This window comes from Steroidobacter sp. (genome assembly GCF_016790065.1).
Lineage (GTDB): Bacteria > Pseudomonadota > Gammaproteobacteria > Steroidobacterales > Steroidobacteraceae > Steroidobacter.
In genome coordinates this window covers 1-16,845 of the sequence record NZ_JAEUPY010000622.1, presented here as the reverse complement: position 1 = coordinate 16,845, position 16,845 = coordinate 1, and the positions used below count along the sequence as shown (strand labels likewise).

Sequence of the window (16,845 nt, the reverse complement as noted above, 5' to 3'; positions counted from 1 at the left end):
AGGTATCGAGACTGTCGCCAGTTACGATCTGGAAATTCCTTCGCAGGATCTGCACGCAGCGCTGCAACAGCTGGCGCTGGCTTCGCATCACCGTCTCTTCTACAAGTCCGCCTTCGTTGCCGGCAAAACCAGCCCGGCACTGAGCGGCAGCTTCACCACCGAACAGGCACTGCGTCAGCTGCTGTCCGGCACCGATCTGGTGTATGAAATCACGCCGGAAGCGGTGGTGTTGATTCGTCCACGCGCCGAAGCAGTCGGCAGCGCGCAGGGCGGTGCTTCGTGGATTCGCATTGCCTCTGCCGATACCGGCAGCGGTGCCGAGTCGAGCGACACCAAGCGCGTCGACACGTCGGAGTTGACCGAGATCATCGTCAACGGCCGTCGTATCGATGCCGTCACCATGATGAAGCGCGGCGAAACGCTGCTCGACACGCCGCAGGCCGTTACCATCATCGGTCAGGCACGCATCGATGAGCAGAAGCTCACGTCGGTCAGCGCCGTGCTCGATCAGACGCCGGGTTTGACGGTGGTGCCGGACTCGTTCGGTCGCCCCAACACTTATTACGCGCGCGGTTTCGAAATCACCAACATTCAGATCGACGGTGCGTCGGTCGAAGTGGGCCGCAGCTATTACTTCAATCCGAACCTGGCCGGCTACGAGCAAGTCGAAGTGCTGCGTGGTGCGGACGGATTGTTTGCAGGCAGCGGCGATCCGGGCGGCACCGTGAACCTGGCGCGCAAGCGCGCCAAGGCCGAGCCCGCCATGACGGTCAGTGCTACCGCCGGTCGCTGGAACAATTACGGTGCGCAGGTCGACATCACCGGACCGCTGGCATTCGACGGCCGTCTGCGCGGTCGCGTGGTGGCGGACTATCACGATCGTGAGTTCTTCTACGACAACGCCGATGACAAAGGCAGCTTCTTCTACGGCACGCTGGAAGGCGATGTCACCGATTCCACCATGGTCATGATCGGCGCCAGCCTGGAGAAGACCGACCAGACGCCGTGGCAGGTGGGCTTGCCGCGTTACAAGTCCGGCGCCGCGCTGGGCTTGTCTCGCAGTCAATCGCTTGCCGCCGACTGGAGCACTTGGGATTCGGAAGCCAAGGAAAGTTTCCTGCGCTTCGAACAGAAGTTCGGCGATCGCTGGATGCTGCAAGGTAGTGCGACGCGCGGTCATTCGACTGTGAACACGCTGTACAGCGCCATCTATGGTTACGACACGAATCGTAACTCCGGCATTCTGCCGGGCAGCACCACCGGCTTGGTGCTGGGTAGCGGCTACGACTATGACTCGCAGCGAAACATCTACGACGTGAGCTTGCAGGGCAAGTTCGACCTGTTCGGCAAGCAGCACGTGGTACTGCTCGGCTACGACAAGATGGACAGCGACAATATCTCCTCGCCGATGAGCGTGCAGTTCACCGTCAACGGCGTCACCTCGATCTGGGGGCCGGCGGTCAATATCGCGGGCTTCGACGGTTCGCAGATTCCTTATCCGAATCTGGTGTATCGCTCGGCTTCGGGCACCAACATGACCCGTCAGCAGGGCATTTACGGCAAGTTACAGTTACAGATTTTCGACCCGCTGCAGCTCATCATCGGCGGCCGTTACTTCGATTACACGTTCAAGCGGCCGTCGCAGAACTACAATGCTTCGGGCGCGGTCACCAGCGTCGGCGGTATCGGCTATGCGGATACGGATGTGTTCACTCCGTACGGCGGCTTGCTCTACAGCATCAACCCGCACTGGACGCTGTACGCCAGCTACACCGAAATCTATCGCTCGCAAGCGCAGAACCTGGCCGGCCCGCTGCCGGGCCGACCGCTCGATCCGATGACCGGTCGTAACTACGAAATCGGCACCAAGGCGGCGTTGCGTGACGGACGCTTGAATGCGTCGTTCGCCTTGTATCGCACCGAGCGCATCGGCGAGGCCGAGCAGGATTTCAACTACCCGCTGGTGCTCGGTGGCGCGTATACCGGTAACTGCTGTTACTTGGAGAAGGGCGAGATTCTGAGCCAAGGTGTGGATATGGAAATCTCCGGCGAAGTGTTGCCGGACCTGTCCGTGTTCGCCGGCTACACCTACAACAAGAACGAGAACAAGCGCTCGGGTGCGGTGTATCGCACCGTCGCGCCGAAACATCTGTTCAAGTTGTGGAGCACGTATCGTCTGCCGATCCTGGAAAGCAAGATGACGGTGGGTGGCGGTGTCACGGTGCAGACCGAGCAGTATGTGAACGGCACGGTGTTCGCGTACAACCCGGTCAGCGGGCTGTACAACGGCGCTGCCTCGACGTTCGCGTTCACCCAGGGCGGCTACGCGCTGGTGAATGCGATGTTGTCTTACGAGTTGACGCCGACCTGGTCGCTCTCGCTGAACGGTAACAACCTGCTCGACAAGACCTATTACAAGGGCTTGGGCGGCGGTTTGGTGACTGCAAACTGGTACGGCGAGCCGCGTAACGTGATCTTCGGCGCGCGCGCCAAGTTCTAATTCGCTCCAGTGACGATGCGCCGGACGTCGGGTCCGGCGCATCTTTTTTTCACAGCAATCCATTCGCGGAATCTGTAACGATGACATCGATAAGAGGCGTCGTAACACGACGCGCGGCTGTGCTGGCAGCAATGACGCTGTCAGTGGTTGGGGGAGCGGCAGCAGATCAACCTTTGACGGCGGATCCGGTAGCTCGGGTCTCCGCCGTTTATGCGTTGACGCACGCTCGGCTGGTGATTCGTCCGGGCGAAGTGATCGACGACGGCGTACTCATCGTGCGTGACGGCGTGATTGCCGCGGTTGGCGCGAAAGCCAAGATTCCCAACGATGCTCGCGTGCTGGATCTGCAAGGCCGCACGGTGTTCGCCGGCTTCATCGATGCTCGCAGCGACTATGGCCAGAAAGGCATTGCCGCGCCCAAGGAAGACGCTGCGATAGTCGTGCCGCAGGAACAACTGATCGAACACTTGAATATCGATCCTGCCGCGGCCGAATCGCTCCGACAGTTGGGATTCACTAGCGTGGTTTCGCAGCCTCGCTATGGTGTGTTCCGCGGACAAGCTGCGGTTCTCACCACCGCTCAATCGGAACGTCTGCGTGACGTTGTCGTGGCGCCCGCCGTCGCTCAGACGCTGGCCTTCGAGAAAAACGTCAAAGCGACCGAGCGCTATCCGGTGTTCTCGGGCGGCGCGACGGCAGTGCTGCGTCAGACGCTGCTCGACGCTCAGTGGCAAGGCGAGTACGCCGCCTGGCAAGCCAAACATCGCGATACCAAACCCCTGGAACCGCAGTCCGAGCTGACAGCATTGCAGCCCGCACTGGCCGGCCGCCAACCGGTGCTGTTCGATTCCAAAGACGAACTGGATCTGGAACGCGCCTATCGAATCGCCAACGAGTTCAAGTTGAACTGGGTGGTGAACGGCACCGGCTACGAGTATCGCTACGCTCAACAGCTCAAGAAGCAAGGCGCGCGAGTGATCGTGCCGTTGAACCCGCCGGCGGCCCCTTCGGTCGGCAATGCCGACGAGACCGACAAAGTGGTGCTGGCCGATCTGGAGCATTGGGAATGGGCGCCGTTCAATGCCCGCATGTTGGCGGATGCCGGCGTGCCGTTCGCGTTCACCACGGCCGGTCTGAAGAATCCGCGAGACTTTTGGAAACAAGTGCGCGATGCCGTCGCTCACGGCCTGGATGAAAAGACCGCGCTGTCGGCGCTGACTGAAACACCGGCGCAGATGCTCGGGCTCGGCAATCGTATCGGTTCGCTGAAGGCCGGCCTGCGCGCACAGCTGGTCGTTGCCGATGCCGATTTGTTTCGTGCCAACGATGCGAAGATTTACGAGGTGTGGGTCGACGGTCAGCGTCAGGTGCTGAGCGAAGCGTCGAAGACCCGGCAGGTGACAGCCAACGCTGCGAAGCCGCCGCTGCCAGGCGTGCTGCGTTATCCGTCTGGCGAGTACGGTCGCGTGTCGTTGCCGGAACAGCCGCAAGCTGTGCTGGTCAAGGGGGCGACGGTGTGGACTCAAGGTCCTCAGGGCCAGTTGGCGGAAGCCGATCTGCTGGTGGAGCGGGGCCGCATCAAAGCGGTTGGCAAGAACTTGTCAGCGCCAGCCACTGCGGTCCAAGTCGATGGCCGCGGCTTGCATGTCACGCCGGGGCTGATCGACACGCACTCGCATATCGCTCTGAATCGAGGCAGTGACTACGGCGAAAGTTCGGACCACATCACCAGTGAAGTGGCCAACTCCGACATTCTGAAGCCGCACGACATCACCATTTATCGTCAGCTCACCGACGGCGTGACCTCGGTGTTGTTGTTGCAAGGCTCGGCCAATCCTATCAATGGCCAGTCGCAAGCCATCAAGTTGCGTTGGGGCGCCGATGCCGAAGGCTTGAAGATTGCCGGTGCGCCGCCGTCGATGAAGCTGGCGTTGGGCGAGAACTCCAAGCAGGCCGCTTGGGGCATGGGCAAGCGCTTTCCGCTGACTCGCATGGGTGTGCAGGAAAGCGTGCATCAGGCGTTCGTCGATGCGCGTGCTTATATGGCGCGCCGAGCCGAGAAGAACGGCCCGCCGATGCGTCGCGATTTGCGTCTGGAAGCGACGGCGGAAATTCTCACCGGTAAGAGCACCATGCATGTGCATAGCTATCGTCAGAGTGAGGTGTCCGCGTTCCTGCAGCTGTGCCGTGAGTTCAACGTGAAGCCGGTGTTCCATCACATCAACGAAGGTTACAAAGTGGCCGATGAAATGGCCGCTGCGGGTGCCGGTGCTTCGGCCTTCATCGACTACTGGGGCACCAAGTTGGAAGCGTCCGACGGTACCTACTACAACCCGGCGCTGATGGTGCGGCAGGGCGTGTTGGTCACGTTGAGCTCTGACACCACTTACGGTTCGGTGCCGCGCTTGAATCTGGATGCGGCCTACACCGTCGGTTACGGCGGCCTGAGCGAGACCGAAGCGCTGAATCTGGTGACCATCAATGGCGCCAAACAAATGGGCGTCAGCAACAGCACTGGTTCGTTGGAAGTGGGTAAAGACGCGGACTTCGTGGTGTGGAGCGATAACCCGCTGTCCCCGCGAGCCATCGCGTTACAGACCTGGATCGACGGTCGTCGTTATTTCGATCGTGACAGCGACCAGCAGGAGCACGCTCGCATCGCTAGCGAACGTGCGCGCTTGATTGCACGCGTACGCCAAGGTGATCGTCAGCCTGTGCCCGCGACCCTGTCTCGCAGTGAGGATGCCCGATGAATCGCTCGAAACTGCTTCTTTGCCTGATCGCTGGGCTGCTGACTGCGCCGACGCAAGCTGCACCGGCGTCGCCGCCGGTGGTGTTGACCGGTGCCGATTTGTACACCATCAGTCACGGTGTGATTCAACGCGGTGAGCTGTTGATTCGCGACGGCAAGATCGCCGCCATCGGTGCGCGCGTTGATGCGCCGGCTGATGCTCAACGCATCGATGTTGCCGGCAAGCGCGTGTATCCGGGATTCATCAATGCAGTGAGCACGCTCGGGCTCAACGAGTATGCGCTGATTCCCGCCGCACAGGATTTCGCCGAGACCGGTGAGAACAACGCCAACCTGCATGCCGAGGTCGCGGTCAATCCCGAGTCGGAACAATGGCCGGTTGTCAGAGCCGCCGGCGTGTTGGCCGCGCTCATCGTGCCTCAGGTGCGCGATGGTGGCTTGTTCGCAGGTCAGTCCGCATTGATGCAGCCGCAAGGCTGGACCGGCCGCCAGATGACGATTGCCGACGAGGTGGCCATGCATTTGTACTGGCCGTCCAAGCCGGCGTTGCGTCAGCGGCTCGATCAAGTCATCGAACAGGCGCGCGTCTATGCGAGTGCGCAGCGTGCCGGTGAAGTGACGATGCCCGATCTGCGCTTGCAGGCGTTGGGGCCGGTGCTCGAGCGCAAACAGTTGCTGGCGATTCATGCCAGTACAGCCAGTCAGATTCGTGATGCGCTGGCATTCGCCGAGAAGGAACAACTGCGGATCGTGTTGGTCAGCGATTCGGGTGCGCAATTGGCTGCCAAGGAAATTGCCGCACGCAATGTGCCGGTGATTTTCACTGGCGGCGCGCCGACGAATGTTGGCGAGGGATACATGGATGTTTATTCGGCGGCCGGCAAGCTGGCCGCTGCGGGTGTGCGAGTCGTCATCGCCAACCCGGGCGGTAATGCCAAAGCCGGGGTTCGCTTGCTGACCTCGGCGGCCACGTACGCGGCGTATGGTCTCGGCGATGAAGCGGCTCTGCGCGCGATCACGCTGACGCCGGCGGAAGTGCTCGGGGTAGCCGATCGGCTGGGCTCGCTCGATGTGGGCAAGTCGGCAACGTTGATCGTTGCCAACGGCGATGCGTTGCTGCCGACTCACCGGGTCGAGCTGGCATGGATCGACGGCAAGCCCGTCGACCTGAAAGACAATCATCACGAGAAGCTGTACCAGAAGTACCAGCGCAAGTTCCGCGAGCTGGCGGAAAATCGCTGAGTCATTGGTCGCACTGTTCCGAGAAACTACCGGAGCTACACCCGTAGCTCCTGAATAGAATGACGCCGGCGCCAGCAGTGCCGGCGTTATTGTGTCTTTGCCAGGGGATTCCCAGGGGATTCGATGTTGAACAGAACCAAGCGTGTTTGGACCGTGCTCGCCTGTGTGGCGTTCAGCAGCGTCTGGGCTCAAAGCAATAGTCAGGGCAATAGTCAGAGCGCTCCCCAGAGTGCGTCGTCCGAGCAAGGCATCACCGAACGGGTGATGGTGCCGATGCGTGACGGTATTCGCTTGTCGACGGACATCCTCCGCCCCGCGCAGCCCGGGAATTATCCCGTGATCCTCATGCGCGACCCGTATGGCGGTGGCGTCCCGGCTGAAGCGAAGGATTGGGTTGCGCACGGCTACGTGTTCGTCAGTCAGCAGGTGCGAGGCCGCGGCAAGTCCGAAGGCGCCTTCTATCCCTACATCAACGAAATCACCGACGGCTACGACACTCAGCAATGGCTGGGCAGTCAGCCTTGGTCGAACGGCAAGGTCGGCATGAAGGGCGGCTCCTATCTCGCCTCGGCACAGTGGTTGTCAGCGCATCTGCGCGCACCGGCGTTGGTCGCGATTGCGCCTACCGTGACACCGTTTAACTATCACCAAGATGTGATGTACACCGGTGGCGCGTTGTCGTTCGCCTCGCGCATGGCCTGGGGCTTCTCGATGGGCGGCGCCAATATCGACGATGCCACCTGGGACAAGATGCTGATGCATCTGCCGTTGAAGACCATGGATAAAACCTTCGGCTTCAGCGTGCCGCATTGGCGCGACTGGCTGGCCCATCCCAGCTACGACGCGTATTGGAAGATGTTCGACGTCGAATCGCGAGTTTCGCAGATCGACGTGCCGTCGCTGAATATCGGCGGTTGGTATGACACGTTCCTGCACGGCACGCTCACCAGCTACCAGGGCATGCGCGATCATGGCTACAGCGAAAAGGCCCGTCGCGGTCAAAAGCTGGTCATCGGACCGTGGGAGCATTTCCGTCGTAGCGAAATCGGTGAGCTGCAGTTCGGCCCCGATGCACGCATCGATTTCGAAGCGCTGCATCGTCGCTGGTTCGATCATTGGCTGAAGGGCCAGGACACCGGCTTCATGCAGGAAGCGCCGGTACGCATTTTCGTGATGGGCACCAATCGCTGGCGCGATGAACAGGAATGGCCGCTGGCTCGGGCCCAGAACACCAAGTACTACCTGCACAACGGCGGTCAGTTGAGCCCCAGCAAACCGGCGGCTGTTAGCAAATCGGATACTTATATATACGATCCGGCCAATCCGGTGCCGACCCGCGGCGGTAGCTTGATGGCGCGCGGTTTGACTGCCGGTCCGTTGGAGCAGGGGAATCTGGGCGAGCGCGATGACGTGTTGGTGTTCAGCACGCCGAAACTCAGCAAGGACACCGAAGTTACCGGCCCGATCACGGTCACGCTGTATGCGACTTCGTCCGCGCCCGACACCGACTTCACCGCCAAGCTGATCGACGTCCACCCGGACGGCAAAGCATATAATTTGGTCGACGGCATCATTCGTGCCCGATATCGGGAATCGTTCGAGAATCCCAGCTTGATCGAACCCGGCAAGGTGTACGCTTACAGCATCGACCTGTGGGCCACCAGCAACGTGTTCAAGAAAGGCCACCGCATCCGCCTGGATATTTCCAGCAGTAACTTCCCGCGCTTCGACCGCAATCCGAACACCGGCCACGCCTTCGGCGAGGACGCCGAGTTGCGGAAGGCCACGCAAACCATTCACCATTCGCAGCTCTATCCCTCTCACATCACGCTGCCCCTCATCCCATGAAAACCGCCCTTGGTTTGCTGCTGGTCGCTTTTGTTGCTCAGGCCAATGCCGATGGCGCGCCCAAAGACGCGGCTCGTTGGCAGCAGCAAGCCAAGCGAGTTTCCATCGTGCGGGACGATTGGGGCATCGCGCACGTCAGCGGCAAGTCGGATGCCGATGCCATCTTCGGCATGATCTACGCTCAGGCTGAAGACGACTTCAATCGAGTCGAGACCAATTATCTGAACTCGATGGGCCGGCTGGCCGAGGCTGAAGGCGAGTCGGCCATCTACAAAGATCTGCGCATGAAGTTGTTCATCGACCCGAAGGACATTCAGGCGCGCTACGCCAAGAGTCCCCAGTGGTTGCAGGCACTGATGACGGCGTGGGCGGATGGTTTGAACTATTACTTGCACACTCATCCGAACGTCAAACCGCGGGTGATTCGTCATTTCGAACCTTGGATGGCGCTGACTTTCAGCGAAGGCAGCATCGGTGGCGACATCGAAGGCGTGTCCGTGAAGGAACTCCAGGCGTTCTACGGCAAGGTGCGGGTCGCGATGCTGCCCGAGGAGCATCCGGCTGCGTTCCGTGAACCTAGCGGCTCGAACGGCTTTGCGATTGCGCCGGCGATTGCGGCAGATGGTCACGCGATGCTGCTCATCAATCCGCACACGTCGTTCTTTTTCCGCTCCGAGTTGCAGGTGACCAGCGAGGAAGGACTCAACGCCTACGGTGCCGCTACCTGGGGCCAGTTCTTCCTGTACCAGGGATTCAACGAACGCTTGGGCTGGATGCACACGTCCAGCGGCGTGGATGTGGTCGATGAGTTTCTGGAGACGATCGATCTCAAGGCTGCGTCGCCACGTTACAAGTACGGCAATGAATGGCGTCCGCTGACGGTCACCAAGATCGATGTGCCGTACCGAGCCGGTGACGGCAAGCTCGCCACCAAAACGTTCACGGTCTACAAAACGCATCGTGGGCCCATCGTGCGTGAAGTGGATGGCAAGTGGGTGAGCACGGCGCTGATGCATCGTCCGGTGGAAGCGCTCCAGCAGTCGTTCCTGCGGACCAAAGCGCGCGACTACAAGTCGTATCTGAAGGTGGCGGAGCTGCAGGCCAACTCATCGAACAACACCATCTACGCCGACGCTGACGGCAACATCGCATACTTGCATCCGCAGTTCGTGCCCAAGCGCAATGACCGCTTCGATTACACCAAGCCGGTGGACGGCAGCGATCCGGCCACCGATTGGCAGGGCCTGCACAAGCTCAGTGAATTGCCGCACGTGTTCAATCCAGGCAATGGCTGGATCATGAACGTCAACGATTGGCCGTACTCGGCGGCGGGCCAGTACAGCCCCAAGCGCGAGCAGTTCCCACGCTACATGGACTCGGCTGGTGAGAACGCGCGCACCTGGCACGCCAACCGCGTGCTGGAAAACAAGAAAGATTTCACGCTCTCGTCGTTGCTGGCAGCAGCTTACGATTCGTATCTGCCCGGCTTCGAGCGTTTGCTGCCGTCGTTGCTGAAGGCCTATGACCAGCTGCCGGCGAACGACGCCCTGCGCGGTCAGTTGAAGGATCAGATCGCCACGTTGCGCGCTTGGGACTATCGCTGGTCGATCGATTCCACTGCCACGTCGCTGGCCGTGTTCTGGGGCGAGGCGTTGTGGAAGGAAGTGGCGTCTCAGGCCCTCGAAGATGGTGTTTCCATTTACGACGTGGCGCAGCGAGCAGCGCCTGCCGTGCAACTGAAATCGTTGCAGGCCGCCTCGACCAAGTTGACCGAAGACTTCGGCAACTGGCGCACGCCGTGGGGTCAGATCAATCGCTTCCAGCGACTGACCGGCGACATCGTGCAGCCGTTCAACGATAGCGCGCCGAGCTTGCCGGTGGGCTTCACTTCGGCCCAGTGGGGTTCGCTCGCGTCGTTCGGCGGGCGCCGCCAGCCTGGTGTCAAACGTTTCTACGGCACCAGCGGTAACAGCTTCGTTGCTGTGGTTGAGTTCGGTAAGACCGTGAGTGCGCGCGCCATTTCTGCCGGCGGCGAAAGTGGCGATCCCAAGTCGCCGCACTTCAACGATCAGGCCGACCGCTACAGCCGCGGCGATTTGCGCGAAGTTTATTTCTATCCTGCGCAAGTGAAACAGCATTCCAAGCGCACCTATCGACCGGGCGAATGAGTAGACAGTCAGCGACGGCGTTTGCGCCGGCCAGTATCGGGAATGTAGCGGTTGGTTTCGATGTGCTCGGTCATAGCTTTCCTGCCATTGGCGACCGCGTGCGTGCCACGCGGACCGAGCGGCCGGGCGTTACGATTTCCGCAATCACCGGCGTCACCAAAGAGTTGCCGCTGACTGCGGAGAACAACACTGCCGGCAGGGCAGTGCTCGGTTTGTTAGAGACCACGCAGCCGGGCTTTGGCGTGGAGCTGACCATCGAGAAGGGCATCCCACTCGGCTCTGGCCTGGGCGGCTCGGCCGCATCCGCAGTGGCTGCGGTCGTTGCAACGAATGCGTTGCTGCCACAGCCGCTGACTTCACAGCAGTTGTTGTCGTTCGCCATGCAGGGCGAGGCTGTGGCCAGCGGCGCTGTGCACGTCGACAACATCGCACCATCGTTGTTCGGCGGTCTGGTGTTGACGGTGGGCATCGAGCGTCCCAACGTCAGGCAGATTCCAGTGCCGCCGGCGATTCGTTGTGTGCTGGTTCATCCACACATGGAGTTGCCGACGCGTGAGGCACGGCAGATTCTCAGCCGCTCGGTGCATCTATCGACTGTGATTTGGCAAACCGCCAATCTCGCCGGCTTTCTCACGGGCTGCTTCACTGACGATCTCGCTTTGATTCGCGAGTCGTTGCAGGACGTGATCATCGAGCCGCAACGTCAATCGCTGATTCCAGGTTTCGAAGCCGTCAAACGAGGCGCGCTGGAGCACGGTGCTTTGGGATGTTCCATTTCCGGCGCCGGCCCGACAGTGTTTGCCTGGTGTGAGACGGACGATGCCGAGCGCGTGCGAGACGCGATGGTGGCCGGCTTCACGGCGCAGGGCCTCGCTTGTGACACATGGATTTGCGCAATCGACGCTGTCGGCGCGCGAGTTGTCGACTAACTTCGTTTCATCGATATGCACTACCTCAGTACCCGCAACGCTTCGGTTCGTGTTTCTCTCAGTCAGGCCATCGCGCGAGGTATCGCACCCGACGGCGGCTTGTTCGTGCCGGAATCGTTGCCGGCGTTCACGCCCGAGTCCTTCGATGGGTTGACCGAACTGCCGCAGATCGCGAAACGCTTGATTGCGCCGTTTGCAGCGGGGGATGAGCTGAGCGATGAACTCGAAGCCATCTGTGAAGAGGCATTCAATTTCCCAGCGCCGCTGGTGCCCTTGCCGAAGGCGACGTCGCCGGTCGCGGCCTTGGAGTTGTTTCATGGCCCCACCTGCGCGTTCAAAGATTTCGGCGCCCGGTTCTTGGCGGCCTGCATGTCGCGCATCCGGCGCGGTGCTGCTCGCAAGCTGACGATTCTGGTGGCGACGTCGGGCGATACCGGCGGCGCGGTCGCGGCGGCGTTTCACAACAAACCTTGGGTCGATGTGGCCGTGCTGTATCCGAAGGGCTTGGTGTCGGAGCGTCAGGCCCAGCAGCTGGCGTGCTGGGGCGACAACGTCAAAACGTTCGCCGTGCACGGCACGTTCGACGATTGCCAGCGCATGGTGAAAGAGGCGTTCTTGGACGCGTCGCTACGCAGCTCGCATGAGTTGTCGTCGGCCAATAGCATCAACGTCGGTCGGCTGTTGCCGCAGATGGTCTATTACGCGAAGGCATCGCTCGAGCATTGGCGTGCCACCAAGACGCACGCCAACTTCATCATTCCCACAGGCAATCTCGGTAACGCGATGGCGTGTGTGTGGGCGCGGCGAGCGGGGTTGCCCATCGGTGCGGTGGTGTTGGCGACTAATGAGAATCGCACCATCCCGGACTTTTTATCGACCGGTCAGTGGGAGCCGCGGTCGAGCAAGGCCACGTTGGCTTCAGCGATGGACGTCGGTAACCCGAGCAACATGGAGCGGATGCGAGCGCTCTATCCTGAGTTTGCTCTACTCACCGCGAACATCTCTGCGTTCAGTGTCGACGATGCGGAGATCCGAGCGACGGTGCGTCGTGATTTTGACGAGCTCGGCTATGTTTGGTGCCCGCACTCGGCAACCGGCGCCGAAGTTTATCGGCGCCTGGTGGCGCAAGGTAGCGCTGGCCCGTGGGTGATCGTCGCTACTGCGCATCCGGCCAAGTTCAACGACATCGTCGAGCCCATCGTCGGCCCGGTGCCCGTGCCGCCGAGCCTGGCCGAACTGCTCTCACTACCTCGGATCGAAACCGAACTGCAGCCGACGCTGGCCGCGCTTCGCACCGCGTTGGATTCGTAGCACGCGACGCCGATCAGCTCCGAACCGGTCGGCGAGCGCGAATCAACTCGCGTGTCGGTGCGGTCACTTCACGCTATACCCGCGTCCTTGCAGGCAGGCCGTCTCGGCGCGTCGATAGTTGGCGCGCTTGGATTTAGCGGTGACCGCATCGATCTCAGAGGGTGGCTGCGTGGGGTCGTAGCCGGCTTGATCCGAAGCCCAGCGATGGCACTCGTAGCGATCGGTGGCTTGCTGCTCCTCCGTCTGTCCCTTCTGTGGATAAACGTAAATCTCCGACTCACTCTCAGGCGTCGTCGCCGACGTCTCCGCATCAGCCGGCGGATCAGTCACGATGTAGCCGTTCCGTTCCGGCGCCCACGTGTAGTAGATGTCATCGGCGTAGTAGTAAGGCGCGCCATGAATCCACAGCGTCGTATAGAACGACGGCAGAAACGGCACGACGATGCCAATCGGCGGCCTCACCACCACATAGCGCGGGCCCTGCGACTGATACCAGGCGCCGCCATGAAAATAATAAGGTGAACCGCGATAGCGAATGACGGATGCCCCTCGGGGCAAGTCCTGAACCATCGCGCCTCGGGCCGGGTAGGAACGGTTGTGATTGAAGCGCTGATCCAGTACTTGAGCGGGCGGCGAACGATCACGCGTTGCCGGGCGAGCATTCCGATCGCGATCCCGGTCGCGGTCCTGCGCGACGCTTACAGTACAGATCAAACTCAGTACGGCGATAGAAAACAACGACGAAGTTTTCATAAATAACCTCCTTCGTCTTATTTGACGGAGTAACCGCGGCCTTCCAGGCAAGCCCCGATGGCACGGCGATAGTTGTCGGATTGACGTTCGAGATACGCATCGTTCTGGCGGCGAGACGTGCTCACTTCACGTGTCACTTGCTGTTCGCGGGACGCTTCGACGGCGGAGCCGACGATGGCGCCGACCACTGCGCCGGCAATGGCACCTTCGCCAGCATTGCGAGGATGAGAGACAGCCGCGCCTAGCACGGCGCCGGTAACCGCACCGCCGGCCGCCGCGCTACCCGGAGGCGGGCCAGCAACAACAGCAACGCGTTGATGAGGTGCGAGTCTTGGTTCGCCCGGATCGTAGCCGCTTTGTTTCACGGCCCAGAGATGACATTCATAGCGGTCGCGGTCGAGCTGCGCATCGCTTTGCCCGGCGGTCGGATAAACAAACACCTGCGTGACTGGCGGCGGTGCAGCCGTCTCAGCCACCGGCGGAGCCCGGCGCTCGATAGTTCGAGGTGGCGGTGAAGCGCAGCCGCTTGCGACGACAATCGCAAGCAGCGGCGCGACCAATGTAGTCCGGCGAAAGATGGTGTGCCTCATAACGATGTAACCGTCGAGGAAATCGTAAACGTGGAGCCGGCCGTGCCGCCGCTGTGGCCCGACGCGCCGAGATACAGTCCGTTGAATTGTTCAGTCGAGCTGCCGATGCTGCCGCCGCTGTACACGGTGTAGGCCGTGCCGGTGGTGAGCTGAGGCGAACTCAACAGAATCGCTGTCGCAGTGGTTGGCGCGAGCACGGAGAAAGCAATCGCGCCACTCGAATCCTTGATCGTGAGCAGCGTGTTCGCTGTAGAGCTGCGCAAGGAAACAGTGTTCTGAGTCGTCACCGAGCGCGTCGGCGAGCTGTTACGGCCGCCGAAGCCGACGAACGTACCGCCGGTCACCTTGAACGTATTGGAGTCGCAATCGAGGCCGCCTTCCGCACCGTTGGCGCCGACAGCAACTAACACGCCGCCAGTAATGGTCATCGTGCCGTTGGAATCGACAGCGTCATTGGCAGAGGCGCGTGCGTAGATGTAACCGCCGTTGATGACGATGCCAGTGCCGGCGTTGAGCGCGTCGTCCGTTGTCGTGATCGACAGCGTGCCGCCGTTGATGGTCAGTACCGACTTGCTCTCGATGCCTTCCGGGCTCAGCGAGTCGTCGCCATCGGCAGTGTTGCGATCTTCGTACGGCGTGCCGAACGTCGAGACGGTGATCGTGCCGCCATTGATGGTTACGCGCGGATCGGGATCGTCTGCGGTCGTGGTGGTGTCGCCGTCTTCATCGCCTTCCCACGAAGCGGTGATGGCCTTGTCGTAAGAAAGAATGTCGAGCGTGCCGTCGTTGATGGCAATGAAACCCAGCGGCGTGGTGTCGTCTTCCTTACCCTCGACCTTGATGCCTTTGCCGGCGCCGTTGGCGGTTTCGATGCGCACGTCGCCGCCATCCAAAACGAACGCGTCGTTGGTGCGAATGCCGTCTTTGGCGTTGGAGTACAACGTAATGTTGCCGTCGCGAATGCGGACATGATCGTCGCTGGCAATCGCATGCTTGGCAGCGGAAGTCACGCTCAGGCTGCCGCCGCCACTGAAGATCAGCGCACCCTCGGCGAACAACGCGGCCTTCAGATCCATCGTGTCGCCGTCATCGAGATAGCGAGTGCTGTAACTGCTGGTGTCGCTGAGCACGTTGGTCGTACCGTCGCTCAATTCAACAAACGTGCGTTCGCCGGATTGCAGATTGATCGCCGGGCCATTGGGGCTCGCGATGGTGGCTCCATTCAAGGTGAGCTTGGCCGGGGTGTCGCCCAGTAGAGTCAGCGAGCCTGCATAGTTGCCGGAGAGCGCGTACTCGATGCGGATGTCGTCGGGGACAGTGGAGCGTACCGTCAGTCCGTAGGTGTCGGCAGTCACAGTGATGACGGTCGTGCCATCGAGCGTGATTGGCGTGACACTGCTAGCAGTCGTTCCGACCAGCAAACGTGCCGAAGACGTCGTGATCGCCTGCGTGGCTAGATCGATGTTGACGGTGAAGTCGAAGCTGACGTTCTCAACCAAGTCGGCCGAGTTGGCACCGGTGGTCAGATTCCAGCTTTCGCCGCTGCCACTACTGCCGCCACCCGTGACCACCGTGAGCGTGACTGTTGAGCTGGTCGCCGAACCGGCGGAGTTGGTGACGACAACGTAGTAACTGCCGGCGTTCGAGGCGGAAGCGGCGCCGATGGTGTAGCTGGCACTCGTGGCGCCCGATACGGCGCTGCCATCCTTGTACCACTGATAACTCAACGTGCCGCCGCCGCTCGCTGTCACGCTCAGCGTTACCGAGCTGCCAGAGTTGACTGAAGTGCTGGTCGGCTGAGTCGTGATCGACGGCGCGGTGACAGTGGCCGTGCTGGTGGTGCCACTGGAGCTGTCGTCGTCACCGCCACCGCAGCCGCTGAGTGCCAGAAAAATGGCGGCGACTGTGGCAACGGTTGCGCGACGCTGGGACGGAATCTGGTGTTGTGACATGGCCTATACGCGTGCTGTGCAGCCGTGCGGCAAGCGCTGAAACAGCTGCGTTAAAGGATTCGACAGGCAGTCTAGAAAAACGTCCTGTTCAGCAACGTAATCGACCGTGCGCTTTTGTAACCAACTGTTACGACGGGCCCGGCCGCAGGCCCAGAAAAAAGTCCGGTCACCCCCGGGGGCAAACGCCAGCTCGCCCAGTCTTATGGACCGCCCACAACTTCATCGACTCAACAGACTCAGGGGCGGGGAGAACGACGATGCGCATTTCATTGGCACTGCTGGCCGCGGTTCCAGGCTTCGTGAATCTGGCCATGGCGGCGGAGACCGGCAACCAGGACAGATTCCAACTCGAGGAAGTGGTGGTGACCGCCACCAAGCACGAAGAGCCGTTGCTCAACGTACCGATCGCCGTCACTGCGATCACTGCGCAGGACATTCTTTCTAAAGGCATCACTCAGTATTCGGACGTGCTGAGCAGCGTGCCGGGCGTTTATTACGAAGACGCTGGCCCGGGCGACACGACCATTCGGATTCGCGGCATTTCCCCGGGTGGTGGCGGTACGCCGCCGACGGTGGCGACTTACTTCGGTGAAATTCCCATGAGCGCGCAGGGTGGCGGCAACCTCGGTCAGCACGCCACGCCGCGCTTCGTTGACATCGAGCGAGTCGAAGTGCTGCGTGGACCGCAGGGCACGGTGTTCGGTGCCAACGCTCTTGCCGGTGCCGTTCGTATCATTCCGGCGGCGCCCGATCTGCAGGACTATCAATTCAACGTCGGCACACGTGGCTTCGCGACGGCG

Annotated in this window: 11 protein-coding genes; 8 read left to right on the top strand and 3 right to left on the bottom strand. The window is 61.2% G+C overall.

Annotated features, from left to right (window positions below; genetic code table 11):
- The 7 genes from JNL55_RS25555 to thrC form a co-directional block, all read left to right on the top strand.
- Window positions 1-2,500: TonB-dependent siderophore receptor (locus JNL55_RS25555; RefSeq protein ID WP_293861025.1), on the top strand; the 2,500-nt coding region annotated here is incomplete at its 5' end.
- Between the two features lie 119 nt (window positions 2,501-2,619).
- A complete protein-coding gene (locus JNL55_RS25550) occupies window positions 2,620-5,253 on the top strand; it encodes an amidohydrolase family protein (RefSeq protein WP_293861022.1) in 2,634 nt (877 codons plus the stop codon).
- Window positions 5,250-6,494: an amidohydrolase family protein gene (locus JNL55_RS25545; protein ID WP_293861019.1), complete on the top strand. Its 1,245-nt coding sequence runs from the start codon at window positions 5,250-5,252 to the stop codon at window positions 6,492-6,494. Before JNL55_RS25550 ends, JNL55_RS25545 begins: the two co-directional genes overlap by 4 nt.
- Window positions 6,495-6,620: 126 nt before the next feature.
- A complete protein-coding gene (locus JNL55_RS25540; RefSeq protein ID WP_293861016.1) occupies window positions 6,621-8,342 on the top strand; it encodes a CocE/NonD family hydrolase in 1,722 nt (573 codons plus the stop codon).
- A complete protein-coding gene (locus tag JNL55_RS25535) occupies window positions 8,339-10,510 on the top strand; it encodes an acylase (protein WP_293861013.1) in 2,172 nt (723 codons plus the stop codon). Before JNL55_RS25540 ends, JNL55_RS25535 begins: the two co-directional genes overlap by 4 nt.
- The gene (locus tag JNL55_RS25530) at window positions 10,507-11,439 is read left to right on the top strand and encodes a homoserine kinase (RefSeq protein ID WP_293861010.1); all 933 of its coding nucleotides are present in this window, start codon (window positions 10,507-10,509) and stop codon (window positions 11,437-11,439) included. Before JNL55_RS25535 ends, JNL55_RS25530 begins: the two co-directional genes overlap by 4 nt.
- Before the next feature lie 15 nt (window positions 11,440-11,454).
- The gene (thrC, locus tag JNL55_RS25525; RefSeq protein WP_293861007.1) at window positions 11,455-12,750 is read left to right on the top strand and encodes a threonine synthase; all 1,296 of its coding nucleotides are present in this window, start codon (window positions 11,455-11,457) and stop codon (window positions 12,748-12,750) included.
- 63 nt (window positions 12,751-12,813) lie between these two features.
- On the opposite strand, the gene JNL55_RS25520 is transcribed toward thrC, so the two are convergent.
- From JNL55_RS25520 to JNL55_RS25510, 3 genes are all read right to left on the bottom strand, one after another.
- Window positions 12,814-13,503, bottom strand: a complete 690-nt coding sequence (locus JNL55_RS25520) for a DUF6515 family protein (RefSeq protein ID WP_293861005.1) — start codon at window positions 13,501-13,503, stop codon at window positions 12,814-12,816.
- A 17-nt stretch (window positions 13,504-13,520) separates the two neighbouring features.
- On the bottom strand, window positions 13,521-13,979 hold the full coding sequence (locus tag JNL55_RS25515; RefSeq protein ID WP_293861002.1) for a glycine zipper 2TM domain-containing protein: 459 nt from the start codon (window positions 13,977-13,979) through the stop codon (window positions 13,521-13,523).
- A gap of 110 nt (window positions 13,980-14,089) precedes the next feature.
- Window positions 14,090-16,045, bottom strand: coding sequence for a carbohydrate-binding domain-containing protein (locus JNL55_RS25510; protein ID WP_293860998.1), 1,956 nt, complete (start codon window positions 16,043-16,045; stop codon window positions 14,090-14,092).
- A 257-nt stretch (window positions 16,046-16,302) separates the two neighbouring features.
- On the opposite strand from JNL55_RS25510, the gene JNL55_RS25505 reads away from it, so the two are divergent.
- Window positions 16,303-16,845: Plug domain-containing protein (locus JNL55_RS25505; RefSeq protein ID WP_293860995.1), on the top strand; the 543-nt coding region annotated here is incomplete at its 3' end.